This is a genomic window from Holdemanella sp. MSK.7.32, from assembly GCF_024460475.1.
Taxonomy (GTDB): domain Bacteria; phylum Bacillota_I; class Bacilli_A; order Erysipelotrichales; family Erysipelotrichaceae; genus Holdemanella.
Window position 1 is genome coordinate 1 of record NZ_JANFYN010000032.1, and the last position, 25,782, is coordinate 25,782.

General features: G+C 34.9%; 28 protein-coding genes. 27 read left to right on the top strand and 1 reads right to left on the bottom strand.

The window, feature by feature from the left end:
* Positions 1-137 precede the first annotated feature (137 nt).
* The 22 genes from NE544_RS08120 to rseP all read left to right on the top strand — a co-directional run bounded on the left by NE544_RS08120 (position 138) and on the right by rseP (position 18,584).
* Positions 138-1,070: a glycosyltransferase gene (locus NE544_RS08120; protein WP_118116181.1), complete on the top strand. Its 933-nt coding sequence runs from the start codon at positions 138-140 to the stop codon at positions 1,068-1,070.
* On the top strand, positions 1,055-1,558 hold the full coding sequence (locus NE544_RS08125; RefSeq protein ID WP_256268989.1) for a GNAT family N-acetyltransferase: 504 nt from the start codon (positions 1,055-1,057) through the stop codon (positions 1,556-1,558). The genes NE544_RS08120 and NE544_RS08125 overlap by 16 nt, the downstream gene beginning before the upstream one ends.
* A 34-nt stretch (positions 1,559-1,592) precedes the next feature.
* Positions 1,593-3,011 (top strand): signal recognition particle protein, encoded by a 1,419-nt coding sequence (ffh, locus tag NE544_RS08130; RefSeq protein WP_118116177.1) that lies wholly within the window; start codon positions 1,593-1,595, stop codon positions 3,009-3,011.
* A gap of 96 nt (positions 3,012-3,107) precedes the next feature.
* On the top strand, positions 3,108-3,377 hold the full coding sequence (gene rpsP, locus NE544_RS08135) for a 30S ribosomal protein S16 (RefSeq protein WP_117571593.1): 270 nt from the start codon (positions 3,108-3,110) through the stop codon (positions 3,375-3,377).
* Positions 3,377-3,625 (top strand): KH domain-containing protein, encoded by a 249-nt coding sequence (locus NE544_RS08140; protein ID WP_117995726.1) that lies wholly within the window; start codon positions 3,377-3,379, stop codon positions 3,623-3,625. Before rpsP ends, NE544_RS08140 begins: the two co-directional genes overlap by 1 nt.
* A gap of 37 nt (positions 3,626-3,662) precedes the next feature.
* Positions 3,663-4,151: a ribosome maturation factor RimM gene (rimM, locus tag NE544_RS08145; protein WP_256268990.1), complete on the top strand. Its 489-nt coding sequence runs from the start codon at positions 3,663-3,665 to the stop codon at positions 4,149-4,151.
* Complete coding sequence (gene trmD / locus NE544_RS08150; protein ID WP_117925412.1) at positions 4,148-4,870, top strand: tRNA (guanosine(37)-N1)-methyltransferase TrmD; 723 nt, start codon at positions 4,148-4,150, stop codon at positions 4,868-4,870. Before rimM ends, trmD begins: the two co-directional genes overlap by 4 nt.
* Positions 4,871-4,989: 119 nt before the next feature.
* The gene (gene rplS, locus NE544_RS08155; protein WP_117571589.1) at positions 4,990-5,337 is read left to right on the top strand and encodes a 50S ribosomal protein L19; all 348 of its coding nucleotides are present in this window, start codon (positions 4,990-4,992) and stop codon (positions 5,335-5,337) included.
* Between the two features lie 85 nt (positions 5,338-5,422).
* Complete coding sequence (gene lepB / locus NE544_RS08160) at positions 5,423-6,100, top strand: signal peptidase I (RefSeq protein ID WP_227994027.1); 678 nt, start codon at positions 5,423-5,425, stop codon at positions 6,098-6,100.
* Positions 6,100-6,948, top strand: a complete 849-nt coding sequence (gene ylqF / locus NE544_RS08165) for a ribosome biogenesis GTPase YlqF (RefSeq protein WP_256268991.1) — start codon at positions 6,100-6,102, stop codon at positions 6,946-6,948. The genes lepB and ylqF overlap by 1 nt, the downstream gene beginning before the upstream one ends.
* On the top strand, positions 6,938-7,546 hold the full coding sequence (locus tag NE544_RS08170; RefSeq protein ID WP_256268992.1) for a ribonuclease HII: 609 nt from the start codon (positions 6,938-6,940) through the stop codon (positions 7,544-7,546). Before ylqF ends, NE544_RS08170 begins: the two co-directional genes overlap by 11 nt.
* A gap of 32 nt (positions 7,547-7,578) precedes the next feature.
* Entirely contained in the window at positions 7,579-8,310 is a 732-nt protein-coding gene (dprA, locus tag NE544_RS08175; RefSeq protein WP_256268993.1) for a DNA-processing protein DprA, read from the top strand.
* Positions 8,311-8,366: 56 nt separating this feature from the next.
* Positions 8,367-10,499: a type I DNA topoisomerase gene (gene topA / locus NE544_RS08180; protein ID WP_118116163.1), complete on the top strand. Its 2,133-nt coding sequence runs from the start codon at positions 8,367-8,369 to the stop codon at positions 10,497-10,499.
* On the top strand, positions 10,499-11,797 hold the full coding sequence (gene trmFO / locus NE544_RS08185) for a methylenetetrahydrofolate--tRNA-(uracil(54)-C(5))-methyltransferase (FADH(2)-oxidizing) TrmFO (protein WP_256268994.1): 1,299 nt from the start codon (positions 10,499-10,501) through the stop codon (positions 11,795-11,797). The genes topA and trmFO overlap by 1 nt, the downstream gene beginning before the upstream one ends.
* On the top strand, positions 11,790-12,665 hold the full coding sequence (xerA, locus tag NE544_RS08190; protein WP_118116159.1) for a site-specific tyrosine recombinase/integron integrase: 876 nt from the start codon (positions 11,790-11,792) through the stop codon (positions 12,663-12,665). The genes trmFO and xerA overlap by 8 nt, the downstream gene beginning before the upstream one ends.
* 144 nt (positions 12,666-12,809) lie before the next feature.
* Positions 12,810-13,715 (top strand): 30S ribosomal protein S2, encoded by a 906-nt coding sequence (gene rpsB, locus NE544_RS08195; RefSeq protein WP_117995700.1) that lies wholly within the window; start codon positions 12,810-12,812, stop codon positions 13,713-13,715.
* A gap of 25 nt (positions 13,716-13,740) precedes the next feature.
* Positions 13,741-14,631, top strand: a complete 891-nt coding sequence (gene tsf / locus NE544_RS08200) for a translation elongation factor Ts (protein ID WP_117571580.1) — start codon at positions 13,741-13,743, stop codon at positions 14,629-14,631.
* A 103-nt stretch (positions 14,632-14,734) separates the two neighbouring features.
* Positions 14,735-15,445 carry a UMP kinase gene (gene pyrH, locus NE544_RS08205; RefSeq protein ID WP_003865905.1) on the top strand — a complete coding sequence of 237 codons (711 nt, stop codon included), beginning with the start codon at positions 14,735-14,737 and terminating at the stop codon, positions 15,443-15,445.
* A gap of 11 nt (positions 15,446-15,456) precedes the next feature.
* Entirely contained in the window at positions 15,457-16,002 is a 546-nt protein-coding gene (frr, locus tag NE544_RS08210; protein WP_256268995.1) for a ribosome recycling factor, read from the top strand.
* A 40-nt stretch (positions 16,003-16,042) separates the two neighbouring features.
* Positions 16,043-16,735 carry an isoprenyl transferase gene (locus NE544_RS08215; protein ID WP_199670865.1) on the top strand — a complete coding sequence of 231 codons (693 nt, stop codon included), beginning with the start codon at positions 16,043-16,045 and terminating at the stop codon, positions 16,733-16,735.
* Complete coding sequence (locus NE544_RS08220) at positions 16,732-17,499, top strand: phosphatidate cytidylyltransferase (RefSeq protein WP_118115126.1); 768 nt, start codon at positions 16,732-16,734, stop codon at positions 17,497-17,499. The genes NE544_RS08215 and NE544_RS08220 overlap by 4 nt, the downstream gene beginning before the upstream one ends.
* 11 nt (positions 17,500-17,510) lie before the next feature.
* The gene (rseP, locus tag NE544_RS08225) at positions 17,511-18,584 is read left to right on the top strand and encodes an RIP metalloprotease RseP (RefSeq protein WP_118115127.1); all 1,074 of its coding nucleotides are present in this window, start codon (positions 17,511-17,513) and stop codon (positions 18,582-18,584) included.
* A gap of 43 nt (positions 18,585-18,627) precedes the next feature.
* On the opposite strand, the gene NE544_RS08230 is transcribed toward rseP, so the two are convergent.
* A complete protein-coding gene (locus tag NE544_RS08230; RefSeq protein ID WP_370866060.1) occupies positions 18,628-19,266 on the bottom strand; it encodes a hemolysin III family protein in 639 nt (212 codons plus the stop codon).
* A 126-nt stretch (positions 19,267-19,392) separates the two neighbouring features.
* Between NE544_RS08230 and NE544_RS08235 the strand changes: the two genes are divergently transcribed.
* Genes NE544_RS08235 through NE544_RS08255 form a run of 5 tightly spaced genes read left to right on the top strand, consistent with a single transcriptional unit; the run spans position 19,393 to position 25,709 of the window.
* Positions 19,393-22,320, top strand: coding sequence for a chromosome segregation protein SMC (locus NE544_RS08235; protein WP_256268996.1), 2,928 nt, complete (start codon positions 19,393-19,395; stop codon positions 22,318-22,320).
* Entirely contained in the window at positions 22,320-23,279 is a 960-nt protein-coding gene (gene ftsY, locus NE544_RS08240; protein WP_256268997.1) for a signal recognition particle-docking protein FtsY, read from the top strand. The genes NE544_RS08235 and ftsY overlap by 1 nt, the downstream gene beginning before the upstream one ends.
* The gene (locus tag NE544_RS08245) at positions 23,279-23,572 is read left to right on the top strand and encodes a sigma factor-like helix-turn-helix DNA-binding protein (RefSeq protein WP_118115131.1); all 294 of its coding nucleotides are present in this window, start codon (positions 23,279-23,281) and stop codon (positions 23,570-23,572) included. Before ftsY ends, NE544_RS08245 begins: the two co-directional genes overlap by 1 nt.
* 12 nt (positions 23,573-23,584) lie before the next feature.
* The gene (locus NE544_RS08250) at positions 23,585-24,784 is read left to right on the top strand and encodes an acetate/propionate family kinase (RefSeq protein ID WP_227994038.1); all 1,200 of its coding nucleotides are present in this window, start codon (positions 23,585-23,587) and stop codon (positions 24,782-24,784) included.
* Complete coding sequence (locus NE544_RS08255; RefSeq protein ID WP_117925372.1) at positions 24,777-25,709, top strand: bifunctional oligoribonuclease/PAP phosphatase NrnA; 933 nt, start codon at positions 24,777-24,779, stop codon at positions 25,707-25,709. Before NE544_RS08250 ends, NE544_RS08255 begins: the two co-directional genes overlap by 8 nt.
* Positions 25,710-25,782 lie beyond the last annotated feature (73 nt).

Sequence of the window (25,782 nt, forward strand, 5' to 3'; positions counted from 1 at the left end):
ACAATAGTTGGGCTTGCCCCTGCGAAGATAGCTAGCTGCCGGGTCCTTTTTTTTTAGATTTTTGTTGATTCTTATATATAAATTTGTTATTTTCTTTACTAAGGGATATTGTATTTTGGCATTTAAGGAGGCCGTTCATGTATAAAGTGAGTATATTGATTCCAGTATACAATGTGGAAAAATATTTATCGAAATGTCTGGAATCTATTCTTTTACAGACATACAAAAATATAGAAATCATTATTATTAATGATGGAACTACAGATTCATCATTGGATATCGCCGAATTATATGCTTCTAAATATGATTTTATTCATGTTTATAGCTATGAAAATGCTGGTATTTCTACAACTCGAAATCGTGCATTAGAAAAGGCAACTGGAGATTATTATTTGTTTGTAGATAGTGATGATTATTTAAATCCGCATATGATTGAAAAAATGATAAATGAAGCTATTAGAACGCATAGTGAGATTGTTACTTGTGGATACCGTATTGAGTATAAAGGATTATCAATTCCAGTGAGTCCGATGCGTAAAAAAAACATGGATTCTTTATCTGCATTAAGAGCATTGAGTCAAAATAAAGGTATTAATAATTATCCTTGGGGAAAACTATATGCGGCTTCTTGTTTTAAAGATGTTAAATTTCCAGATGAGAAAAAGGGATTCGAAGATACGTACACAGTTTTTAAAGCAATCTATAACGCAAATCGCGTTTCAATAATACCTAACTGTTATTATCATTACGTTAAACGTCCAGGATCTTTAACAGATCACATGGATCTTGTACAGGCGTATGAAATGCGTGCAGCGTATGAATATCAAGAGCTTTGTTTACATCAATGGTTTCCTAAAGAAAATTTTTATTACGACATTAACTTTTATAATAGTGATATGGTAATTCTATATACTTTGATTTTTTTCTATTCTAGAAAAGATCAACCTGTCTATGTACCGGCTGTAATTGATTGGTCAAAAATTAACATATTCTATCGTATTGGATATGTTGTATGGCGTTTAATCGCATGTGTAAAGTTTGGATGGTCTTTAAAATGGCAAGAGAATTAATTCGCAAGGCAACTCTAGAAGATATGCCTGTTTTATTAGAAATCTATGAACGAGCTAGAGAATTCATGGTTTCTACAGGAAATACAAATCAATGGACAAATGGATATCCATCAAGAGAAATTTTGACTGAGGATATTGAAAGAAATGAAATGTACGTTTTAGAAGATGAAGATGGCATTCAAGCAAGTTTTGTGTTTTATTGTGGTATTGATCCTTGTTACAATAAAATATATGATGGCCAATGGCTTAATGATGAACCGTATGGTGTTATTCATCGTATCGCAACACGAGGTTTAAAAAAGCATATGGCTGACATCATTTTAGAATATTGTGAATCTAAGATTGATAATATTCGTATGGACACACATATGGACAACAAGCCCATGCAAAATTTCATGTTGAAGCATGGATTTAAACATGTGGGTACAATTTATTTAAAAAATGGACAAAGTCGATTGGCCTTCCATTGTAATTTAAATAAAAATTAGGTAAACTTATAACAGTTTGGGGAGATTATAATTTATGGCATTTGAATCATTAAGTGAACGTTTAAATAAAGCATTTAAAAATATTTCAGGACAGGGAAAACTGACTGAGAAAAATATGAATGACATGTTAAAAGAAGTGCGCATGTCATTATTAGAAGCAGATGTTAATTACGATGTAGTAAAGAGCTTTGTCGAAAATGTAAAAGAAAAAGCACTAGGACAAGAAGTATTAGATTCTTTAAATCCTAGTCAAATGGTTGTTAAAATCGTACATGATGAATTGCAAGTATTATTAGGTGAAGAAGATGCTCGTATTCACTTTAAAAAGCAAGGCATGACTACGGTTATGATGGTTGGTTTACAGGGTACTGGTAAAACAACAGCAAGTGCAAAGATTGCGAATTACTGCAAAAACAAATTAGCACGTCGTGTTTTATTAGTCGCATGTGACGTTGTGCGTCCTGCAGCTATTGAACAGTTACAGACATTAGGAAAAAGTATTGATGTAGAAGTGTTTACTTGTGGACCAGAAACATCTGCGGTTGAAACAGCAAGACAGGCATTGGCCTATGCGAAAGATCGTCAAAAAGATTTAGTGATCTTCGATACGGCTGGTCGTTTGCACATTGATGAAGCATTAATGCAGGAACTTCAACAAATGAAGGATCTTGTTGTTCCTGATGAAATTTTATTAACTGTAGATGCGATGACAGGTCAAGATATTGTGACTGTCGCAAAAGAATTTAATGAGCAATTATCTGTAACAGGATTGATCGTTACAAAAATGGATGGCGATGCACGTGGTGGTGGATTGTTGTCAGTTCGTTCTATCACAAATGTACCTGTATTATTTGTGTCAAATGGTGAAAAAGTAGATGACTTAGAAGAGTTCCATCCAGATCGTATGGCAGATCGTATCTTGGGAATGGGAGATATTGTCACTTTAGTTGAACAGGCTCAAGATAAATTAGATATTGAAGTTCAGAAAAAAACGGCTGAACGTATGAAACAGGGTGTTTTTACATTCAATGATTTATTAGCACAATTAGGCCAGGTTTCTAAAATGGGATCTATGCAGAAAATGATGAATATGATTCCTGGTATTAATAAGGTAGCTAAAAATTTAGATGATGAAAAAATGAATTCACAGATGAAAAAGAGTGAAGCCATTATTTTATCGATGACAGAATATGAACGTGAAAATCCATCATGTTTAAAAGCATCAAGAAAGAATCGTATTGCCAAGGGTGCCGGAGTTAAAGTCATGGATGTCAATCGTTTGATTAATCAATTAGAACAGATGCAAATGATGACAAAGATGATGAGTGGTAAGGCAAAACTTCCTGATATGTCTGCTCTACAGAATATGCAGCGTGGAGGCGGAATGCCTGGAATGTCAAAGCATTCTGGTAGTAAAAAACAGAAACCAAAAAAGAAAAAGAAGAAAAAATAAAAAAATTAAGGTGTAAAGTAAAAATACTTGACACCTTTTTTTATTCATGTTATTCTTTATGAGCTTTAATAAATTAGAAAAGGTAGGAATTTAAATATGGTTAAATTACGTTTAAAAAGAATGGGTAAAAAGGGAGCTCCTTTCTACCGTATAGTAGCTGCTGATTCACGTAGTCCTCGTGATGGTCGTTTTATCGAACAAATCGGTACTTACAACCCAACTAAAGCTGAAGAAAAAGTAACTTTAGACAAAGAATTAGCAAAGAAATGGTTAAGCAACGGTGCACAACCAACTGATACAGTTCGTTCAATTTTATCACACGAAGGTGTTTTAAAAGAAATGCACGAAGCTAAAAGTTCAAAATAATGATTGATTTAGAAAAAACATTATTAGACATTTGTTTACCACTTGTAGATGATCAAAAAGCATTATCTGTAAAAACAATGGCAACTACAAATGATAATGAAATTTTATTGTATGTATACGCCAACAGCGAAGATGTTGCACGTTTAATTGGCCGTAAGGGTATTATGGCTAGCAGTATTCGTCAAATGATGTCTATTGCGGCGCGTGATGTACACAAAAGAATTTCAGTAAAATTTGAAGCGTATTAGGATGTGATTTCACATCCTGATTTTTTTAGGAGGACATATGATAAAAGTAGCTCAAATCATTAATACTCATGGACTTAAGGGTGAATGTAAATTGTATCTTGTGACAGATGATCCGCAGCATCGTTTTGAAAAAGGTAGAGTGTTACATTTAGAAGATGGTCGTACATTAACCGTTGTGCGTTATCGCGAACAAAAGGGTTTTGGCTATTGTTATTTTGAAGGTGTTGATTCAATTGAAAAAGCAGAACAATTAAAAACAAAAAATTTATTTATTGCCCAAGAGGATTTGCCTGAACTTGAAGAAGGTCAATATTATTATCATGAATTAATGCATTGTACTGTTTATAATGAAGAAAAAGAAAAGCTTGGAGAAGTTGTAGATATTTTAGAAACAGGTGCCAATCTAGTACTTCGTGTAAAATCAAAAGGAAATAGTTTCTTATTGCCTTTTGTACCCGCATTTATTGTTGATGTGCACAAAGAAGCTCATGAAATCACAATTCGTGAAATGGAAGGCTTACGATGAAAATATCTGTATTAACATTATTTCCAGAATACTTTGAACCTTTAATGACAACAAGTATTTTAAAGCGTGCCAAAGAAAAAGATTTATTTGAGTTTGAAACCATCGATTTTCGTCAGTTCACAAAAGAAAAACATGGACATGTGGATGATACACCATATGGTGGTGGTGCGGGAATGGTATTAATGTGTCAGCCTATATTAGATGCATTAGAATCCATTCGTACAGAAAATAGTACAGTTATTTTATTGACACCTCAAGGTAAGACATTTAATCAATCCATCGCAAAGGAATTATCTTTAAAGGAACATTTAATTTTTATTTGTGGTCACTATGAAGGATTTGATGAACGAATTCGTGATTATGTAGATATTCAAATGTCTTTAGGGGACTTTGTGCTAACTGGTGGTGAAAGTGCATGTATGGTCATGTGCGATTGCATATTACGTATTTTACCGGGTGTTATTCGCCAAGATTCCAGTGATGATGATTCTTTCTCAAATGGACTTTTAGAATATCCTCAATATACTAGGCCAGAAATCTATGATGGAAAAAGAGTTCCAGATGTATTATTGAGTGGTCATCATGCGAACATCAAGAAGTATAGACATGAAGAGTCTTTAAAAAGAACAGCGATGTATCGTCCGGATTTATTAGAAAATTTAAATTTAAATAAAGAAGATCAAAAAGTAGTCGATTCAGTATTAAAAATCAAAAAATAATTCTTGCGCAAAATCCATTGACATGGTAATATTAATAGGCGTTTACGCATAGGTAGTTCCGCTGGCACATTGTGTGAATGAACTGATAACCAAATATTAGAAAAGAAGGAGAAAAGAAAATGAACTTAGGATTAGTTAATGAAGTAACAAAATCACAATTGAAGACTGATATTCCAGCATTCCGTTCTGGTAGTACTGTTCGTGTTCACGTTAAAATCAAAGAAGGTGACAAGAGCCGTATCCAGGTATTCGAAGGTGTTGTAATTGAACGTGCAGGTGGAGGAATCTCTGAAACATTCACAGTTCGTAAGATTTCTAACCAAATTGGTGTTGAACGTAAATTCCCTTTACACTCACCAATCATTGACCACATTGAAGTAGTTCGTCACGGTAAAGTACGTCGTAACAAGTTATCTTATTTACGTAACCGTTCAGGTAAAGCTGCTCGTTTAAAAGAAGTTCGTTAATTGTTTAAAAAAAGTCTGATTTTCAGGCTTTTTTTTCTAAATAGCTTTATAATAGATTTATAACATTTAGGGGGTTAGAGATTATATGAAGAAGTCAAAGAAAAACGAGCTAAGGTACAATGAAGATGACGAACGTACTTTACTAGAAGATATACTTGATTTTGTTAAAGTGTTTGTCATTAGTGCCATTGTGATTTTATTGTTCGTAAATTTTGTGGCACATCCAGTTCGTGTAGATGGAAAAAGTATGTATCCAACATTAAAAGATGGGGAATTTGGATTCACAAATGTTGGAGGCGTATTATTAAATGGTGTAGAACGAGGGGATATAGTCGTTGTAACCATGGAAGAAAATGGGCAGAAAACACATTGGGTAAAACGTGTAATCGGATTACCTGGTGAAACTGTCAGCTGTGTAAATGATGTGATTTATATTAATGGAAAAGCATTGGACGAGACTAAATATATAGATCCGGACTATCGTCAGAAATTTATGGAAGAGCATGATAATTGTAATTGGTTTAATAAAGTGTTTAATTCTAATGATAAAGAGAATAAACGTAATTATAATCCGGATTTTGAAGATCGAACTTATATTGATTTTAAAGAAGTTACATTGGGTGATGATGAGTATTTTGTGATGGGAGATAACAGACCATTTTCTAAAGATTCACGCTATGTAGGTCCTGTTAAGAAATCACAGATCTTTGCCAAGAAGATGTTAGTCTTGTTACCAATTTCAGATATAGGAGTGAAAGATTAGTGGCAAACGTACAATGGTTTCCAGGTCATATGACCAAGGCCAAAAGGCAAATGGAAGAGAATTTAAAAAAAGTTGATTTTGTGATTGAGATTCGTGATGCAAGAATGCCAGATGCCAGTAAGAATCCAATGTTGGATCAATTGATTCAAAATAAACCGCGTTTGATTCTTTTGTCAAAAAAAGATAAGGCGGATAAAGAACTTACCAAACAATGGGTAAATGCCTTAGAAACAGAGAATCAAAAAGTATTAGCGTTGGATTTTATTCATGAAAATTTCTCAAAACAATTGATTAAGGCATCGAATGAATTATGTATCAATTTAATTGAAAAACAAAAACGTAAAGGAATGAAGCCTAGAGCTTTGCGTGCCATGGTGTGTGGAATTCCTAACGTAGGTAAAAGTACATTTATTAATACGTTTGCGAAACGTAAAGCGGCTCAAACTGGAGATCGTCCAGGCGTGACAAAGAGTCTTCAATGGATTAAGGTAGGTCAAACACTTGAGCTATTAGATACGCCGGGTGTATTATGGCCAAAATTTGAAGATCAACAAGTAGGTCTAAAACTTGCTCTATTGGGTTCAGTAAAAGATCAAGTTGTAAATATGGACGATTTGGCATTATTTGCGTGTGAATATTTAATGCAGGAAAAACCTGAAATCTTTGATACAGTATATCATGTCAAAATTGCGGATACGCCTTATGAAACATTACAGAATATCGCCATAAAACGTGGTTATTTATTAAAGGGTGAAATTGATGAAAATCGTTTGATGTTAAGTTTTGTCAAAGATATTCGTGAAAATAAGTGTGGCTTGATTACTTGGGAGAAACCACATGTTGGATAGACCTTTGGAGCATGATTACTGGGATCAAAATCAAAGTGTACTTGGTATGGACGAAGCAGGGCGAGGCCCTATTGCCGGTCCATTGATGGTAGCAGGAGTTATCTTTCCAAAGGGATATCAAAATGCGTTAATTGATGATTCTAAAAAATTGAGTGAAAAAAAGCGAGAAAAGTTGTTTAAAACAATTATTCAGGATGCTTTGTACTATCAAATTTTAGTTGTAGATGAAAAGACGATTGATAGGAAAAATATCTATCGTGCAACACAAGAAGCTATGATGGAAATTGCCAATAAAGCACAATGTGATTTTGTGTTGAGTGATGCGATGCCATTACCAGATATTGATAAACCTTACCAAGCTATTGTGAAGGGAGATCAAAAATCATTGTCTATTGCGGCGGCAAGTATTTTAGCGAAAGTTACGCGTGATCACTGGATGAAAAAGCTGGATGAAATGTATCCACAGTATGGTTTAGCCAAACATAAAGGATATCCGACAAAAGCGCATATTGAAGCTTTAAACAAGTATGGATTACAGTATTTCTATCGAAGAAGTTATGGTCCTGTAAAAAAACTTGAAGAAATTAGACTTTTTTAGTTAAAAGTCTCTTTTTTTTCGTATATGAGTATATGAGAATAAAAAGAGAAGCTATTTTATGGTATGCCATCCAATATGATGGAGATTGGAAGAAAATTGGCAATGCGATAAGGGCACATGAAAACTATTCCATCATTGCATATCCATATCCTTATCTTACAATCGTTGATGAGATGTATCCTGAAGCATTTAAACATTTAAGATATCCGCCATGGATTATTTTTTATCAGGGTAATGTTTGTTTGTTGAAAGAAAAAGGTGTAGGTATAGTAGGAGCTAGAAACTGTTCAGTGCAGGCACTGCAAAATACGGATACAATCGTACAAAGACTCCAATCAAGGTACGTCATTGTATCTGGTCTTGCCAAAGGTATTGATGCCAGGGCCCATTTGAATGCATCAAAAACAATTGGTGTGCTTGGTTGTGGAATCAATGTGATTTATCCAAAGGAAAACACGTTTTTATTTGAAAAGATGAAAAAAAGCGGATTGATCATTAGTGAATATCCCATGCATGTGAAGCCCTTGGCTTATCATTTTCCATGGCGTAATCGCTTGATTGCCGCTTTAAGCAGCAACTTAGTTGTGATTGAGGCAACCTATAAAAGTGGAACAATGATTACTGTGAATGAATGTCTCGAATTGAGTGTTCCTATTTATTGTGTGCCTACGGCTTTTCAAGATGAAAAGTATCAAGGATGTAACTACTTGATTAGTAATGGAGCCAATATTTTGGTGGATATAAAAGATATTGATGATATCTGAGGATTGACAAATTGAAATTTTTAATGTTTTATATAGCGTGAATATGGGGGAAACAAATGAAAAAACATTTAGTTATTGTGGAGTCGCCTTCCAAATCGAAGACGATTGAAAAATATTTAGGAAAAGAATACAGAGTTGTTTCCAGCAAAGGCCATGTATGTGATTTGGCGACAAGCGGAAAAGAAGGTTTAGGAATTGATGTAGATCATGATTTCGAACCTAAATATAAAATTAGCAAAGAGAAAAAAGAAGTAGTGAAAGAATTAAAAGAGTACGCTTCTAAAGCACAAGATATCTATCTTGCCAGTGACCCGGACCGTGAAGGAGAAGCAATCGCATGGCATTTAGCACGTGTATTAGATTTAAATACAGAAGACAATAATCGTATTGTTTTCCATGAAATCACGAAGCCTGCAATTCTTGAAGCTATGAAAGAACCAAGAAAAATTGATATGGACCTTGTGAAATCACAAGAAACACGTCGTATGTTAGATCGAATTATTGGGTTTAAACTCAGCAAATTGCTGCAGAATAAAATCCAGTCTAAATCTGCAGGACGTGTGCAATCTGTGGCGTTGAAATTGATTGTTGATCGTGAAAATGAAATCAAGGCGTTTAAACAAGAAGAGTATTGGACGATTCATGCACAATGTAAAAAGCAGAATAAAGCATTTGAAGCAGATTTAGTGAAGGTTGAAGGTAAAAAGCCTAAAATCAAAAATGAAGAAGAAGCTAAAGCACTATTGGAAAGGTGCAGTGGAGAATATATTGTTTCATCGATTTCTAAAAAGCAGAAAAAGAAACAACCTAAACTTCCATTTACTACATCGACTATGCAGCAGGAAGCCAGTACAAAATTAGGATTTGGTGCAAAGAAGACAATGAGTGTAGCTCAAAAAATGTATGAAGGTATTGATCTAGGCGGAAATATGGAAGGTTTGATCACGTATATGCGTTCGGACTCAACACGTTTATCTGATATTTTTGTTTCAGATGCCAAGAAATTCATCACAAATACATATGGTAAAGAATATGTTGGACATGTACATCAAAAGAATGGTAAAAATACGCAGGACGCACATGAAGCCATTCGACCAACAAACATTAATCGTACACCCGAATCCATCAAAGACCATTTAACGAATGATCAATATCGTTTGTATTCACTAATTTATGCGCGTACTTTGGCATCCTTAATGAAAGATGCCGTATATGATGTGACGAGTGTTAAAATCACAAACAACGATTTAGAATTTAGTGCAAGCGGACAAACTATGACTTTTGATGGTTACTACAAAGTATATTCTAAATATGAAAAACAAAGCGATGCTTTACTTCCTAAGTTGGAAGAAAATGAAGTTTTAAAAAATGTAACTCCAACTTCAAAGCAGCACTTTACAGAACCACCAGCACGTTATACAGAAGCACGCCTGATTAAAGATCTTGAAGAAAAGTCAATTGGTCGTCCAAGTACATATGCGACAATTATTGATACTTTACAAAAACGTGGCTATGCCTCATTAGAAAAGGCAAGTGAAACTTCAAAGACGAAGGTATTTATTCCTAGTGAGCAGGGGATTTTGACAAATGAAAAACTACAACAGTATTTCTCAAGTGTCATCAACGTAGAATATACGGCAGATATGGAAAAAACTTTGGATGAAATTGCTGAAGGAAACGAGGACTCTGTATCTTACATGCACAAATTCTATGATAAATTTGCTCCACTTGTAGAAGATGCCTATGAAAAAATGCCAAAGAAGGAATTAGAACGTGTAGGACGTACTTGCCCTGAATGTGGTGGAGAGCTTGTTTATCGTAATGGCCGTTTTGGTAAGTTTATTTCTTGTATTAACTTTCCAACATGTCGCTACACTGAAAATGATGAAGAAGAACTTCCAGAAGAGGCAAAAGAAGAAAAAATCTGTCCGAACTGCGGAGCTAAGATGGTGATTAAAAGAGGGCGTTATGGCCAGTTCTGGGCATGTTCAAATTATCCGGAATGCAAAACCATCGAATCTTTGAAAAAGAAGGCGAAACCTGAGCCAACAGGTGAAATGTGTCCAGAGTGTGGACATGAGCTTGTCAGAAGAAAATCACGTTTTGGGACAACTTTCATTGGTTGTTCAAATTATCCAAAATGCCACTATATAAAAAAAGAACCTAAGAAAACAGAGGAAGATAAATAATGGAACAAGTTACGGTTGTAGGAGCAGGACTTGCCGGGTGTGAGGCAACATGGCAGCTCGTAAAAAGAAATATTCCGGTTCGATTGATTGAAATGCGTCCTAAAAAGGAAAGTCCAGCCTTTCATACAGATCGATTTGCGGAACTTGTGTGTTCGAATTCACTTCGATCCAATGCGATGAATAATGCGGTAGGTATTTTAAAAGAGGAATTACGCCAAATGGATTCATTGATTATGAAATCAGCAGATATGCATGCTGTACCAGCTGGAAGTGCCTTGGCAGTTGATCGTGAGACTTTTTCACAATATATTACCGACACAATTAAGAATCATCCATTGGTTGAAGTTGTCAATGAAGAAATGACAGATTTACCCCAAGGACCATGCATTATCGCAACAGGACCTTTGACAAGTGATTCTCTAGCAAAGGCTATACATGATTTCACTTCTGAAGATACTTTCCATTTCTATGATGCAGCAGCACCTATCATTCAAAAGGATTCGATTGATTTTAGTAAAGCCTACTATAAGTCTCGCTATGACAAAGGTGAAGCAAGTTATATCAACTGTCCGATGAATGCGGATGAATTTGAAGCATTCTATGATGCATTGATTCATGCAGAATGTGTGAATTTGCACGATTTTGAAAAAGAAACTTATTTTGAAGGTTGTATGCCCATTGAGGAAATGGCACGTCGTGGAAAGAAGACTATGTTGTTTGGGCCATTAAAGCCGGTGGGATTGGAAAAAGACAAGGATTCACATCCCGTTGCCGTAGTTCAGTTACGCCAAGATAATGTAGCTGCAAGTATGTACAATATTGTTGGTTTCCAGACACATTTAACTTGGCCTGAACAAAGAAGAGTTTTCGCTTTGATTCCTGGATTAGAAAATTTGAAAATTACTCGTTATGGTGTTATGCATCGAAATTCTTATTTATCAAGTCCAATTGTTTTAAAAGAAACATATCAATCAAAGAAACGTGATGATTTATTCTTTGCCGGACAATTAACGGGAGTTGAAGGTTATGTTGAATCTTGTGCATCCGGATTGATTGCCGGAATCAATATGTCATTGTGTATGCAGAATAAGGAACCAATTTGTTTTGGAAATACTTGTGTGATGGGCTCACAAGCATACTATATTACGCATTGTGATCCAAAACATTTCCAGCCAATGAATGCAAACTTTGGCATTATGCATTTAAACGAAAAATGTAAGAAACATGAGCGTAAAGAAAAATTTGCTGCTCAGGCACTTTCTCGTATTCAAGAAATTCAGGAACAAGTCAATGGATGAGTTGATTGATCGTTTTCTAAAATATATATATCGAAAGAATACGCAATCCGATAAAACTATCGAATCGTATAAAAATGATTTGAACCAATATAAAGAATATTTATTAAGTCAATCTATGGATTCTTTTGAATCGTGTGATAGATTGACTTTTATGAATTTTCTAGCCACATTGGATCATTTAAAATCAAGTTCGATTGCACGTAAAATGAGTGTATATCGTTCTTTCTATGCGTATTTGGCAGAGTATATGGGTATCAATGAAAATCCTTTATTAGGGATACAGACACCAAAGAAGTCAAAACAAATTCCAGATTTTTTATTTGTAGAAGAAATTCAGGAATTTTTAAATTCTTATAATGACGCCAAAGAAGATCAATATCGCGATCGCATATTATTTACGATGATGTATGCATGTGGATTACGTGTTAGTGAATGTGTTTCTTTGGAATGGAATCAAATTGATTTAAACAATCGAATCGTGCATATTCGAGGTAAAGGGGATAAAGATCGTATTGTACCTTTTTATCAAGGTTTTGAAAAAGAATTGTTGGAATATAAAAATAGTTTTTGGTCAAAATATGCAGTGGATGATCATGTATTTGTGAATTTAAGAGGTAAACAATTAACTTCTCGTGGTATTCAGTATTTAATGGATAAACATGCCAAAGCCATTGGAATGCATATGAAATTGCATCCACATATGCTGAGACATAGTTTTGCGACACATTTATTAGATAATGGAGCGGATATTCGTGTTGTTCAAGAGTTACTAGGACATTCATCTTTATCAACAACACAAATTTATACGCATGTGACTACAGCACAGTTAGTGAAGGCTTATAAAAAAGCGCATCCTTTTGAAAAATAACATCTTGCAAGTTAAAAAGGTTATTGCTATAATGTAAAAGCGCGTGATTGCGCTTATAACACACATCATGGATTCGTGTGCCCGTGCACATCAGTGTTGCATGCGTCTGAAATGATGGAGGAGAAACGGAAAGGTAGGACTATTATGTCAATCGTATCAATGAAGAAAATGTTAGAGAACGGTGTTCACTTTGGTCACCAGACTCGCCGTTGGAACCCAAAGATGAAACCATTCATCTACACAAGTCGCAACGGGGTTTATATCGTAGATTTAAACCAAACTCAAGCACAAATCGAAGCTGCTTACAATGAATTAAAAGCAATTAGCGAACGTGGAGGAAAAGTATTGTTCGTAGGAACAAAGAAACAAGCTGCAGAAGTTGTTGAAGAACAAGCTTTACGTTCAGGATCTTTCTACGTTAACAAACGTTGGTTAGGTGGTTTATTAACAAACTTCCGTACAATCCAAAAACGTATTAAACGTTTAGTAGAAATCGAAGAAATGGAAGCTAGCGGAAAAATCGAAGTTTACACTAAGAAAGAACAAGCTAACTTACGTAAAGAAAAAGCTAAATTGGAAGGTTCTTTAGGTGGAATCAAAGAAATGAAGAAACTTCCAGATGCATTAGTTGTTATTGACCCAAAAGAAGAACACAATGCAATCGCTGAAGCTAAAAAATTAGGAATCCCTGTATTCGCTATGTTAGATACAAACTGTGATCCAGAAGATGCTGATTTTGCAATCGCTTCTAATGATGATGCAGTTCGCTCAATCAAATTAGTTACAACAATCTTAGCAGACGCTATCGTTGATGCTAAGGGTGGTCTATTAGAAATGGCTTACTTAGATGAAACTGAAGATGATGTAACTATGGAAGACGTAATCAAAAATGTTGAAGCACAAATCGCTGAAAACGAACGTCGTCGTCGTCAAAGAAATGAAGAACGTAGAAAACGTAACTTCGAACGTAAAAACCGTCGTCCTTTCAATAAGAAAAATGATGACGCAAAACCAGCTGCAAAAGCTGAAGAAGCAAAAGCTGCTGAATAATAAAAAAATATAGGAGGATGCTAAAATGGCTATCACTGCTGCTCAAGTAAAAGAATTACGTGAAAAAACAGGTGCTGGTATGATGGATTGCAAAAAAGCCTTAACTGAATGTGAAGGTGACATTGCAAAAGCTGTTGACTGGTTACGTGAAAAAGGAATCGCAAAATCTGCTAAAAAAGAAGGACGTATCGCTGCTGAAGGTTTAACTCGTGTTGCTGTTAGTGGAAACACTGCTGTATTATTCGAAGTTAACTCAGAAACAGACTTCGTAAGTAAGAACGAACAATTCTTAGGTTTAATGGATACTTTACAAGAAGCAATTCTTGCAAACAAACCTGCTACAACTGAAGAAGCTTTAAATGTTCAAACTGCTGAAGGAACTATCAATGATTTAATCATCAACGCTACAGCTACTATCGGAGAAAAAATTTCTTTCCGTCGTGTTGCTGTTGTTGAAAAAGCAGATGATGAAATCTTCGGTTCATACATGCACATGGGTGGATCAATTTCTGCTGTTGTAGTTGTTAAAGGAACGCAAGATGCTACTGTAGCTAAAAACTTAGCAATGCAAGTTGCTAGTATGGCTCCAAAATATGTATCTCAAGCTGAAGTACCAGGTGAAGAAGTTGAACACGAACGTGAACTTCAATTACAAATGATGAAGGCTGATCCTAACATGGCTAAAAAGCCAGAAAAAGTATTGGAAGGAATCTTAAAAGGAAAAGTTGATAAACACTTTAAAGACCAATGCTTATTAGATCAAGAATATTTCTTAGAACCTAAAACTAAGGTTTCTCAATTCTTGAAAGACAACAAGGCTGAAGTAGTAACTTTCGTACGTTTCCAAACTGGTGAAGGTATCGAAAAACGTGAAGAAAACTTTGCTGAAGAAGTTGCTGCTCAAATGGCTAAGTAATTTATCTTTTACTTTAAAACCCTTGGAATTTCCAAGGGTTTTTCTTTTTAAATAGCGTAATATAGTGTATAATTGTTGTGACAATTCAATAAGGAGCAATATTATGTATAAACGTGTTTTATTAAAATTAAGTGGCGAAGCTTTGTCTAGCCCTGAAGCTGCTTTTGATCCAGAAATCTTAAAAAGATTGGCAAAAGAGTTAAAAGAAGTACAAAAATTAGGGGTAGAATTAGCAATTGTTGTCGGTGGTGGCAACTTCATTCGTGGTAAAATGATGGCTGAAATGGGAATGAACCGTGCTCAAGCCGATTATATGGGTATGTTAGGTACTGTAATCAACGCTTTAGCTGTTCAAAATGCATTAGAACAAGAAGGCGTTCAAACACGAGTACAGACAGCTGTTGAAATGCAAAAGGTTGCAGAACCATTCATCTTAAGACGTGCTTTACGTCACTTGGAAAAAGGAAGAATCGTTATTTTTGGAGCTGGTACAGGTTCTCCATACTTCTCAACAGATACAACTGCAGCATTACGTGCATCTGAAATTAATGCAGATGTTATCTTGATGGCTAAAAATGGTGTTGATGGAGTTTATGATTCAGATCCAAAGAAAAATCCAAATGCTAAGAAATACGACACACTAAATTATATGGACGTATTAAACGAGGGATTACAAGTCATGGACTCAACAGCTATTAGTATGTGCATGGATAATGATATTGATTTAGTTGTTTTCAATATGAATGAACCTGGTAATATTGTCAAAGCAGTTCGCCGTGAAGTTAACGGTACAACAATCACTAAAAAGAAATAAGGAGAATTAAAATGAGTGATATTTTATTAAATGCAGAAGAAAAAATGATGGGTGTTATTGATAATTTAGAATTAAACCTTCGTCAAATCCGTACTGGACGTGCCAGTGGACAAATGTTAGAACGTGTACAAGTTGAATATTATGGTGCAATGACACCAATCAACCAGATGGCTCAGATTTCTGTTGTTGAAGGTACACAACTTGTTATTAAACCTTATGATCGTTCAATCATTAAAGATATTGCACACGCAATTCAAGCTGCTAACTTAGGATTGAATCCTCAAGCAGAAGCCGATGTCATTCGTATTCAAGTTCCTCAATTAACTGAAGATCGTCGTAAAGAATTAGCTAAAGATGCACAAAAATATGGTGAAGAAGCTAAGATTGCGATTCGTAACGTACGTCGTGATGCGAACGATGCTATTAAAAAAGATAAAGAACTTCCAGAAGACGAACAAAAACAAACATTAGAAGAATCACAAAAATTAACAGACAAATACATTAAAGATGTTGATTCAATTTGTGAAGCAAAGAAAAAAGAAATATTAAATGTCTAAGTCCAAACTTGATTTGGACTTTTTTAAAAAGGAGGTTTTTATGGCACCAAAAACAGTAGCTATAATTATGGATGGTAATGGTCGTTGGGCCAAAAAAAGAGGCTTACCAAGAACGGCAGGACACAAAAAGGGTGCGGATACAATTCGTACTGTGGCTCTAGCTGCACAAGATATGGGAATTCAAAAATTGATTCTATATGCTTTTTCAACAGAAAACTGGAAAAGACCAGAAGATGAAGTTTCCTATTTATGTAAATTACCAGGACTATTCTTTAATAAATTTATTAATGAATTGATGGAAAAGAACATTCGTGTAACTTTTGCCGGTGAATTAGAAAAATTCCCACAAGCAACACAAAATGTAATTAATAAGGCTGTAAATATGACTAAGGATAATACTGGATTAGAATTATGCTTAGCCATTAATTACGGTTCGCGAAGAGAAATGTTACTTGGTATGAAAAAATATGCGGATGAGGTTGCTCAAGGTAAACGTGAAAATGATTTAACTGAGGAAGAGTTCTCAAAATATTTATTTGTACCAGAAGATATTGATTTGATGATTCGTACAAGTGGAGAACTTCGTATTTCGAATTATTTGTTGTGGCAACTCGCCTATGCGGAATTGATTTTTACACCAGTCGCATGGCCTGATTTTGATGAAAAAGCATTAAAAGATTGTCTAGACGAATTTGCTTCAAGAGATCGCAGATTTGGAGGCTTAACTTCATGAAACAAAGAATAATTACCGCTATTGGTATCATTCTTGTTGTAGCACTACCAGTAGCTCTTGGAGGATATTGGTTAGAAGCTCTTGCCTTGTTTATTGTTTGTGCAGGTGCATATGAATGGATGCATATTCAGCCAGATTTTAAAAGCTGGCCTAAATATGTTCTTCCACTTAGTGCTTTAGCCGTTGTTTTAACAAGAGTTTTACCGGATAAATACTTTTTCGTTGTTGTGACACTGATTGTTGTATTCTTATGGAGTCTTGTTGTTTTTGTTGAAAACTTCTCAATTATAGATGCCTTTGTGTGTATTTCATACGTTATAATTTTCTCACTCGTATATCATGCGGTAGGACAAATCGCAAACGTACATCAGTACCTATGGACGATTGTTTTTGCAACATACGGAAGTGATACAGGAGCCTATTTTGTGGGTCGAGCTATTGGAAAGCACAAAATGAATCCTAGAATCTCACCTAAAAAGAGTTGGGAAGGTTTTGTAGGAGGCATTGTATTTGGCTTTGTATTAAGTTTTGTGGTTAGTTTTAGCTACGTATCAAACTTAAACCCAGTTTTAAATACATTCTTATGTTTAGTATGTCCTATTACTGCAGAACTTGGAGATTTGTGTTTTAGTGCTATTAAACGTCATTTTGCTGTAAAAGACTTCTCTAATCTTTTACCAGGGCATGGTGGCGTTTTAGATCGTGTAGATTCACTATTATTAAATATCATGGTATTTAGTGTTTTATATACAATCATTCTCTAAGGGGGATTTGAATGGATTTTATTATTGGTATAATAGCATTTGTCGTGATGCTAAGCGTGATCGTCATTTTACATGAGTTAGGACATTTTTTAGTTGCTAAACATTTTGGGGTTTACTGTAAAGAATTTTCTATTGGCATGGGACCATGTCTTTATCAAAAACAAGGAAAAGAGACTGCTTTTTCAATTCGCGCCATTCCTTTTGGCGGCTATGTAATGATGGCTGGTGAAGAAGATGGCTCACAAAGTGAAGAAGATAGCTGGCTAAAGGATGTTCCGAAAAATAGACGCTTAAACGGTATTGAAAAATGGAAACAAGTCTGCATCATGATTGCTGGTATTGTGATGAATATTTTATTGGCATGGATCATATATATGGGTGTGGCCTTAGCTCAAGGCTATGTAGTAGAAGAGGCAAAACCAGTTGTCTATGTAGTCGAAGAGGACTCTGTGGCACAAAAAGCAGGTCTAGAAAAAGATGATCACATTGTTAAAGTTCAAAGTGAAGATGGAAACAGTATTCAACCTAAAACACAATATGAAATTTTAGAGTTTATTCAATATCATCATGATACATTGACATTAACTGTAAAGCGTGATGGCACAACATTTGAAACCACACTAACTCCATCTTATGATAAAGATATGGAAGGCTATACACTTGGCTATAAGGCGATTGCATATGCGAAGAAGATTCCTTGGTATCAATCTTTATGGGTTGGCTGTCAAAATACCTGGGATAGTGCAACAACTATATTTAAATCTTTGAATATGATCATTCATGGACAGGGATTAGAAAACTTATCGGGTCCCGTTGGCATTTTAAATGTCACTAGCAAATCTGTACAATATGGATTGGATATGTATTTTAGTTTGTTTGCGATGATTTCATTAAATATTGGAATCTTTAATGCCATTCCTATTCCAGCACTTGATGGTGGAAGAATTTTGATTTTGTTGATTGAAAAATTAATTGGACGTAAAGTTTCTACAAAAGTAGTAGAAAATATCATCATGGCAAGTTTTGTGCTATTGATGTTGTTGTTTTTATACGCGACATATAATGATATTGTTCGATTGTTTTAAAAAAAGGACCTATATTTTGGAAATTCCAAGATATAGGTTCTTTTCACATAAAATATAGAATAGCTAATAAGTGACAAATACTAGCTAAAATGATGAAGATATGCCATACAAAATGAAAAAATCTTTTTTGAGGCTTCGAATAAAAGAAAGTACCCATGGTATACATAACACCACCTAAGGCAATCAAAATGATAAATATAGGTTGAGTTTCTCTGATTAGCGTAGGTAAAATAAAGATAGCTAACCAACCCATGATCATATAGATTGTCATTGAGAGTTTAGGATAACTTTTCGTCGCAATCGATTTCAATAAGATTCCAGCAATTACCATAACCCATTCGATAGCTAAAATTGTATATCCTTTCCAGTTGTTCATAAGATTTAGACAAATGGGCGTATAAGTTCCTGCGATAGCCAATAAGATCATAATGTGATCTAATTTTCTAAATACATATTTGTGTGTTGTTTCATGTGGCATGCTGTGATAAAGACAAGACCCTGTAAACATAAAGAGCAGACAAATCAAGAATACTGCTGTTCCAAGTGTTTTGATTGCTCCGCCTTGTAAATAAGCACGAACACTATAGTATGGAAGTGCAAATAGAATCAAAAGTGCCATAACTCCATGTGTGATACAGTTTCCTACTTCTTCACCAAAACAAAGTGGATAAACATACCGCATACTATCTTTCTTGTTCATGCACATACTATAACATAATAATAAATAATATACAATCTAGAAATAGATACTAGATATATTTTATGTGATTTTTTTGATATAATACACTAGTTAGAGTGGAGGGTCTTGATGTTTTTAAAACGTATTGAATTACAAGGCTTTAAAAGCTTTGCAGATAAAACAGTGATTCAATTTGATCAAGATATTACAGGCATTGTAGGACCAAACGGATGTGGTAAAAGTAATGTGAATGATGCCATTCGTTGGGTACTTGGTGAACAGAGTGTTAAATCACTTCGTTCAGGTACTAATATGTCAGATATTATCTTCTCAGGAAGTGAATATAGAAAACCTGTAAACATGGCACGCGTTACATTGGTATTTGACAATTCAACACGTGTTTTTGATTCGGATTTTGATGAAATCGAAATTACACGACAAATTTTACGTGCCAATAATGAAGCAAGTTATTTTATAAATAAAACACCATGCCGATTAAAAGATATTAATGATTTAGTCATGGATACAGGATTAGGAAAAGATTCCTTAAGTATTATTACGCAGGGAAATATTTCTTCTTTTGCGGATGCCAAGCCAGAAGATAGACGTTCTTTATTTGAGGAAGCTGCGGGTGTCGCAAAGTATAAAAAGAGAAAAAAGATGTCATTGTCTAAATTAGAGCAGACAAAAGAAAATCTAGATCGTTTGCAGGATATTCTAGATGAGCTTGAAAGACAAATTGGGCCTTTGGAAAAACAAGCTAAAAAGGCAGAAAAATATATTTCTTTAAGAGATAAACTATCTAAAATTGAAATTAGTGTATTGGTTGAGGATATTGATCAATATAATGATAAAATTAATCAGATCAATAAAGAATTGTTTGATATCCAAGCTATGCATACATCAGAAAATGCGGAGCTTTTAAAGCAGGAAAATCGCTTAGAAAGCATTCGAAAAGAAATGTATGCTCTAGATAAACAAATCAATGAGCTGCAAGGAAAATACACAAAGGCGATGGAAGAAAATTATCAGCTTGAAAGACGTAAAATCGAGCAGGATGAAAAGCGAAAGTATATGTTGCAGGTAGCGGATAAACAAGCTCGTCAAAAAGAATTACAGGCTATGCTTGAAGAAGCACGATTCGAATATCAGGATCGTCATCAGCGCTTAATGCAGACGCAACAAGATTTAAATAACCGTCGTAATATTGTGAATGATTTGAAAACAAAAATTTCTAAGGCTCGTTATGAATCGGATCAGGCAAACAATATCTTGATACAGCTACAAAATCGTAGACAAGTATTGGAAAATATGATGAAGCAGCCTTTTGCTCATCAACAAGGTGTGCGTTCTGTAATGCAGGCAAAAAACTCTTTATCTGGTGTTTATGGAGTTGTCAGTGAATTGTTGATTGCACATGCCGATAAAGCATTGGCGGTAAATGCAGCATTAGGTGGAAGTATCTATCAAATCATCACCAAAAATGAGGCAGATGCAAGAAATGCCATTTCATTCTTGAAACGAAACCGTAGTGGACGTGCAACTTTCTTACCATTAAGTGTATGTCATCCTAGAAAAATGAATGAACAAGTGATCACAATTGCTTCAACAAGTCCAGGCTTTTTAGGCTTTGCGAGTGAATGTGTTGACTGTAAAGAGATCTTTGATCCCGTTAAAGAACGATTGCTTGGTAATGTGATTGTGGTGGATACATTGCAGAATGCGAATGAAACTGCGAAACGATTACGTTATGCATATAAAATTGTTACCCTGGATGGTGATATCGTACATACAGGTGGTAGTATGACGGGTGGTGTTACGAAGAATCAAAGTACACCAGTCACAATGCGACAGGAATTAGAAACAATCAATTCAAAAATTGAAGGGCAAAAAATCAAAGCCGACAATTGTTTGGATGAAACAGAGATTCTTACGCAGAAACTTCAAAAAGAAAACGATGCGATTGTAACTTTACAGATTGAATTGGCTAAGCTAGAAAATATTTATGCGACTAAAAAGGCAAAATACGATTCAATTTTAGCTGAATATCAGGAGTTAGGTGTAGATATTGAAGATAGTGGTGAATTAGCACAAGATGATCTTGTTGTACAAATGTCTAAGATGCATGCTGTATTGGATTCATTGTCTCTAGAGATTCAAAGCTTGCGTCAGACTCGTTTTGATAAAGGAAATGAAGCAGAACAACTCGAAAATCAGATTCGTTTAGTTCGTAGAGAAATGAGTTCTAAACAATCGCAGATCCATAACTATGAAATGGAAGTTGTGAAAATCAAAACGCAGTTAGAGAATGCATTGAATCGCTTAAGCACAGATTATGAAATGACATATGAGTATGCGTTAACTAAAAAAGAAGATGTCGAAATCGAAAGTGCTAAAGAAGAAGTTATTCAACTTCGTCAAGCTATTTCTCGTTTGGGAAATGTGAATTTGGATGCACCAAACGAATATAAAGAAGTCAAAGAGCGTTTTGATTTTATGACAAGCCAAAAAGAAGATTTAGAAAAGGCAAGTCAACAAATATTGGCAGCCATTGATGAGATGGATAAGACAATGATCAGTCAATTTACTGAGATGTTTAATAAAATTAATGCTGAACTAGATGGCGTATTCAAGGCTATGTTTGGTGGAGGACGTGCTAGTCTTTCCATGGTGGATCCAGAAGACGTATTGAATACGGGTATTGATATTGATGTTCAGCCTCCTGGAAAAATGGTTAAAAATATCCAGACATTCTCGGGTGGAGAAAAAGCTTTGATTGCGATTAGTGTATTGTTTGCGATATTGAAGGCTCGTACAATGCCTTTATGTATCTTTGATGAGGTAGAAGCTGCATTAGACCAGGCAAATGTTGAGCGTTTTGCCCGTTATTTATCTCATTATCGTGGTCAATCTCAATTTATTGCGGTAACACATAGACCAGGAACTATGGAACAGTGCGATACGTTATATGGGGTTACAATGCAAAAAGATGGTGTTAGTAAAGTGTTAAAAGTGCAATTGAAAGATGCAGTACATATAGCTAAGGAGGAAAAGTAATGTCGGTCTTTTCGAAAATAAAAGAAGCTTTCGTAAAAAGCGAAGATAAAGATAAATATTTATCAGGCCTTGATCGTTCAAAGAAAAGCTTTGGAGATCGTATACGTGCTTTATCCAATAACTTTCATGGAATTGATGATGACCTATTAGAGCAAATTATGGTTATTCTACTTGAGAGTGATGTGGGTATTCATACAGCACAAAAAATTGTGGATGCGTTTGAATCAAATGGAAAACATGTTAAAGAATATGATTCCATGTTAGATTATTTGGTTTCAATTCTATATGATTTCTATGATGAATCAAACGACGAACCAATTAAAATGAATGAAGAAGGTCCAACTGTTATTTTAATGGTTGGTGTAAATGGTAGTGGTAAGACAACTACAAGTGCAAAATTAATTCAATACTACAAGGAACAAGGTAAGAAAGTCGCGGTTGCTGCAGCTGATACTTTCCGTGCTGGAGCTATTGATCAAATTGATACTTGGGCAACACGTTTAGGTGTTCATTGTGTTAAAGGAAAAATGAACCAAGACCCAAGTTCCGTATTAGTTGATGCTTGTCGTTATGCCAAAGAAAATGATATTGATATTTTGATTTGCGATACAGCGGGTCGTCTACAAAATAAAACAAATTTAATGAATGAATTAAGTAAGATGCACCGTGTTGTACAAAGAGAAATTGAGGGAGCACCACAAGAAGTCTGGTTAGTTTTAGATGCGACAACAGGTCAAAACGGTATTTCACAGGCAAAAGTATTCTTGGAAGCAACTGATGTAACAGGTATCGTTTTAACGAAGATGGATGGTACGGCAAAAGGTGGAGTTGTACTCGCGATTCGTGATCTATTACACTTACCAGTTCGTTTCCTAGGTCTAGGAGAAAAGCCTGCTGATTTAAGACCATTTGATATCAATGCCTTCTTGATGGGAATCACAAAGGGTATGGAAGAATAATGATTTCAAAATTAGATGCGAATGATTTATTAGATGTGTATGGAGACTTGTTGACTAAACGTCAAAGAGAGATATTATCTCTTTACTATGAGGAAGATTTCTCTTATACTGAAATAAGTGAGGAACTAGAGATTTCTCGTGCAGCCGCGATGGATTCGGTACATCGAGCTACGAAATTACTGGAAAAATATGAAGCAGCGATTGGTTATGTCGCTAAGAAAAAATTATTGGATTCATGGATTTTACATCATGAAGATGTTGAACAAATCGAAATATTAAAAGAAATTTTTTAGGAGGATCAAAAAATGTCGATTGTTATGAGTGTTAATGCAGGAAGTTCATCTTTGAAATTCCAAGTTTTCAAAATGCCAGAAGAAGAAGTTCTAGCACAAGGAAACGTAGAACGTATTGGTTTAAACGATTCTATTTTTGGAATGAAAGCCAATGGAGAAAAAATTGAAGAGATCTTAGATATCAAAGATCATGCAGTGGCTGTAAAAAAATTAATGGAAGCATTAATTGAACACAAAGTTGTAAATAGTTTAGAAGATATCAAAGCGATTGGTCATCGTGTTGTTCATGGTGGAGAATATTTCTCTCATTCAGTACCTGTAGATGCAGATGTTGAAGCTAAAGTAGAAGAATTATGTGCATTAGCTCCATTACACAACCCAGCTGCATTAGTTGGATATCGTTCATTTAGAGATGCTTTACCAGAGTGTAAACACACATTCGTATTTGATACAGCATTCCACCAAAGTATGCCAGAAGAAAACTATATTTTCCCTCTTCCATATGAATATTATACTAACGATAAAGTACGTCGTTATGGTGCTCATGGAACAAGTCATGAATATTTGACAAAACGTTTGGCTGAGCTTCAAGGAAAAACACAAGAAGAAATGAATATCATCACTTGTCACTTAGGAAATGGTGCTAGTATTACAGCTGTTAAAAATGGTAAATCATATAAAACATCAATGGGATTCACACCTCTTGGAGGAATCATGATGGGAACTCGTTGTGGAGATATTGACCCTGCAATCGTTCCATTCTTAGAAAATAAATATGGATATACACCAGATGAAATGGATACAATCATGAATAAAAAATCGGGTATGTTAGGCGTAAGTGGAATCTCTAGTGATGGTCGTGACATTGAAGCAGCTGTCAAAGAAGGAAACCCACGTGCTATTTTAACTCAAAACGTATATGTAAATCGTATTGTCGAAGTTGTATCAGGATACTACGGATTAATGGGTGGTGCTGATGCGATTGTTTTTGCCGGTGGTATCGGTGAAAATGATTGTGCAATGCGTCAAAGAATCTGTGATGGATTATCAGCATTTGGTGTTGTTGTAAAACCAGAAGACAACGATGGAGTTCGTGGCGTTGAAAAATTATTAAGTGCTCCTGAATCAAAAATGCAAGTTTGGTTATTGCCAACAAATGAAGAATTAGTCATTGCACGTGATGCTTACAAGGATTTGATGGCTAATGCCTAATGATATTTTAGAAAGCGTAAAAGATTTTAATACAATCACAATTTTTCGCCATGTTTTTGCTGACATGGATGCGATAGGATCACAATTTGGCTTAAAGTACTATTTAGAAAGTGCTTATCCAAATAAAAAAATCTATTGTTTAGGTAATGATTGTCCAGTTTCACAAAGAAACAACGTACATATGGATGTTGTAGATGATGAAGTAGTAGCTTCCAGCTTAGCAATTGTTTTAGATACTTCAAATGCTGCACGCATTGATGATGACAGGTATCAATTGGCTAAAAAATCAATTCGTATAGATCATCACGTACAAGTAGAAACCATTTGTGATGAAGAATGGATTGATGATAAGGCAAGTGCCACATGTGAGTTATTAGCTTTGTATTTACAAGAAAAAAAGGCTAACATTCCTCTACAAAGTTCTCTAATGTTATATCTTGGATTAACAGCGGACAATATTCGTTTTACAACAAATAATGTTCGTCCAGCTACATTTGATGCCGCAAAATATTTATTTGAACAAGGTGTAGATGTCACAAAAGTGGAACAATTAAACTTTTCAAAATCCATGGAAGACTATAAATATGAAACTGTTGTACGTAATCATACAGTGTTTAAAAACAAGTTCCTTTATTCAATTCTAGAATGTGAAGATTATGAAGAATTTGGTTTAAGCTTTACAGATGCGAAAGACAAAGTCTATTGTTTAGCAGGTATCGATTGTGTTGAAATGTGGGCATTGTTTACGCGTATGGAAGATCGTGTACATTATAGTGCGTCTTTACGTTCAAGAAATATTCCAATTCGTGATGTTGCCATGGAATTTGGTGGTGGTGGTCACGAATGTGCAAGTGGAATCAAAAACTTAACACGTGATCAAGTTAATCAAATTATTGAAATTTTATCAAATCGAGAGGTAGCTTAAGAAGCTATCTCTTTTTCTGGCGCAATAAATTTGGATGGGGTTATGTGAATTTGCTCTCCAAGAATTTAAGGGG

Bases quoted from the DNA above. Each gene is read 5' to 3' on its own strand.
- NE544_RS08120 (WP_118116181.1), top strand. From the start codon at position 138: ATGTATAAAGTGAGTATATTGATTCCAGTATACAATGTGGAAAAATAT.
- NE544_RS08125 (WP_256268989.1), top strand. From the start codon at position 1,055: ATGGCAAGAGAATTAATTCGCAAGGCAACTCTAGAAGATATGCCTGTT.
- ffh (WP_118116177.1), top strand. From the start codon at position 1,593: ATGGCATTTGAATCATTAAGTGAACGTTTAAATAAAGCATTTAAAAAT.
- rpsP (WP_117571593.1), top strand. From the start codon at position 3,108: ATGGTTAAATTACGTTTAAAAAGAATGGGTAAAAAGGGAGCTCCTTTC.
- NE544_RS08140 (WP_117995726.1), top strand. From the start codon at position 3,377: ATGATTGATTTAGAAAAAACATTATTAGACATTTGTTTACCACTTGTA.
- rimM (WP_256268990.1), top strand. From the start codon at position 3,663: ATGATAAAAGTAGCTCAAATCATTAATACTCATGGACTTAAGGGTGAA.
- trmD (WP_117925412.1), top strand. From the start codon at position 4,148: ATGAAAATATCTGTATTAACATTATTTCCAGAATACTTTGAACCTTTA.
- rplS (WP_117571589.1), top strand. From the start codon at position 4,990: ATGAACTTAGGATTAGTTAATGAAGTAACAAAATCACAATTGAAGACT.
- lepB (WP_227994027.1), top strand. From the start codon at position 5,423: ATGAAGAAGTCAAAGAAAAACGAGCTAAGGTACAATGAAGATGACGAA.
- NE544_RS08170 (WP_256268992.1), top strand. From the start codon at position 6,938: ATGTTGGATAGACCTTTGGAGCATGATTACTGGGATCAAAATCAAAGT.
- dprA (WP_256268993.1), top strand. From the start codon at position 7,579: ATGAGAATAAAAAGAGAAGCTATTTTATGGTATGCCATCCAATATGAT.
- topA (WP_118116163.1), top strand. From the start codon at position 8,367: ATGAAAAAACATTTAGTTATTGTGGAGTCGCCTTCCAAATCGAAGACG.
- trmFO (WP_256268994.1), top strand. From the start codon at position 10,499: ATGGAACAAGTTACGGTTGTAGGAGCAGGACTTGCCGGGTGTGAGGCA.
- xerA (WP_118116159.1), top strand. From the start codon at position 11,790: ATGGATGAGTTGATTGATCGTTTTCTAAAATATATATATCGAAAGAAT.
- rpsB (WP_117995700.1), top strand. From the start codon at position 12,810: ATGTCAATCGTATCAATGAAGAAAATGTTAGAGAACGGTGTTCACTTT.
- tsf (WP_117571580.1), top strand. From the start codon at position 13,741: ATGGCTATCACTGCTGCTCAAGTAAAAGAATTACGTGAAAAAACAGGT.
- pyrH (WP_003865905.1), top strand. From the start codon at position 14,735: ATGTATAAACGTGTTTTATTAAAATTAAGTGGCGAAGCTTTGTCTAGC.
- frr (WP_256268995.1), top strand. From the start codon at position 15,457: ATGAGTGATATTTTATTAAATGCAGAAGAAAAAATGATGGGTGTTATT.
- NE544_RS08215 (WP_199670865.1), top strand. From the start codon at position 16,043: ATGGCACCAAAAACAGTAGCTATAATTATGGATGGTAATGGTCGTTGG.
- NE544_RS08220 (WP_118115126.1), top strand. From the start codon at position 16,732: ATGAAACAAAGAATAATTACCGCTATTGGTATCATTCTTGTTGTAGCA.
- rseP (WP_118115127.1), top strand. From the start codon at position 17,511: ATGGATTTTATTATTGGTATAATAGCATTTGTCGTGATGCTAAGCGTG.
- NE544_RS08230 (WP_370866060.1), bottom strand. From the start codon at position 19,266: ATGCGGTATGTTTATCCACTTTGTTTTGGTGAAGAAGTAGGAAACTGT.
- NE544_RS08235 (WP_256268996.1), top strand. From the start codon at position 19,393: ATGTTTTTAAAACGTATTGAATTACAAGGCTTTAAAAGCTTTGCAGAT.
- ftsY (WP_256268997.1), top strand. From the start codon at position 22,320: ATGTCGGTCTTTTCGAAAATAAAAGAAGCTTTCGTAAAAAGCGAAGAT.
- NE544_RS08245 (WP_118115131.1), top strand. From the start codon at position 23,279: ATGATTTCAAAATTAGATGCGAATGATTTATTAGATGTGTATGGAGAC.
- NE544_RS08250 (WP_227994038.1), top strand. From the start codon at position 23,585: ATGTCGATTGTTATGAGTGTTAATGCAGGAAGTTCATCTTTGAAATTC.
- NE544_RS08255 (WP_117925372.1), top strand. From the start codon at position 24,777: ATGCCTAATGATATTTTAGAAAGCGTAAAAGATTTTAATACAATCACA.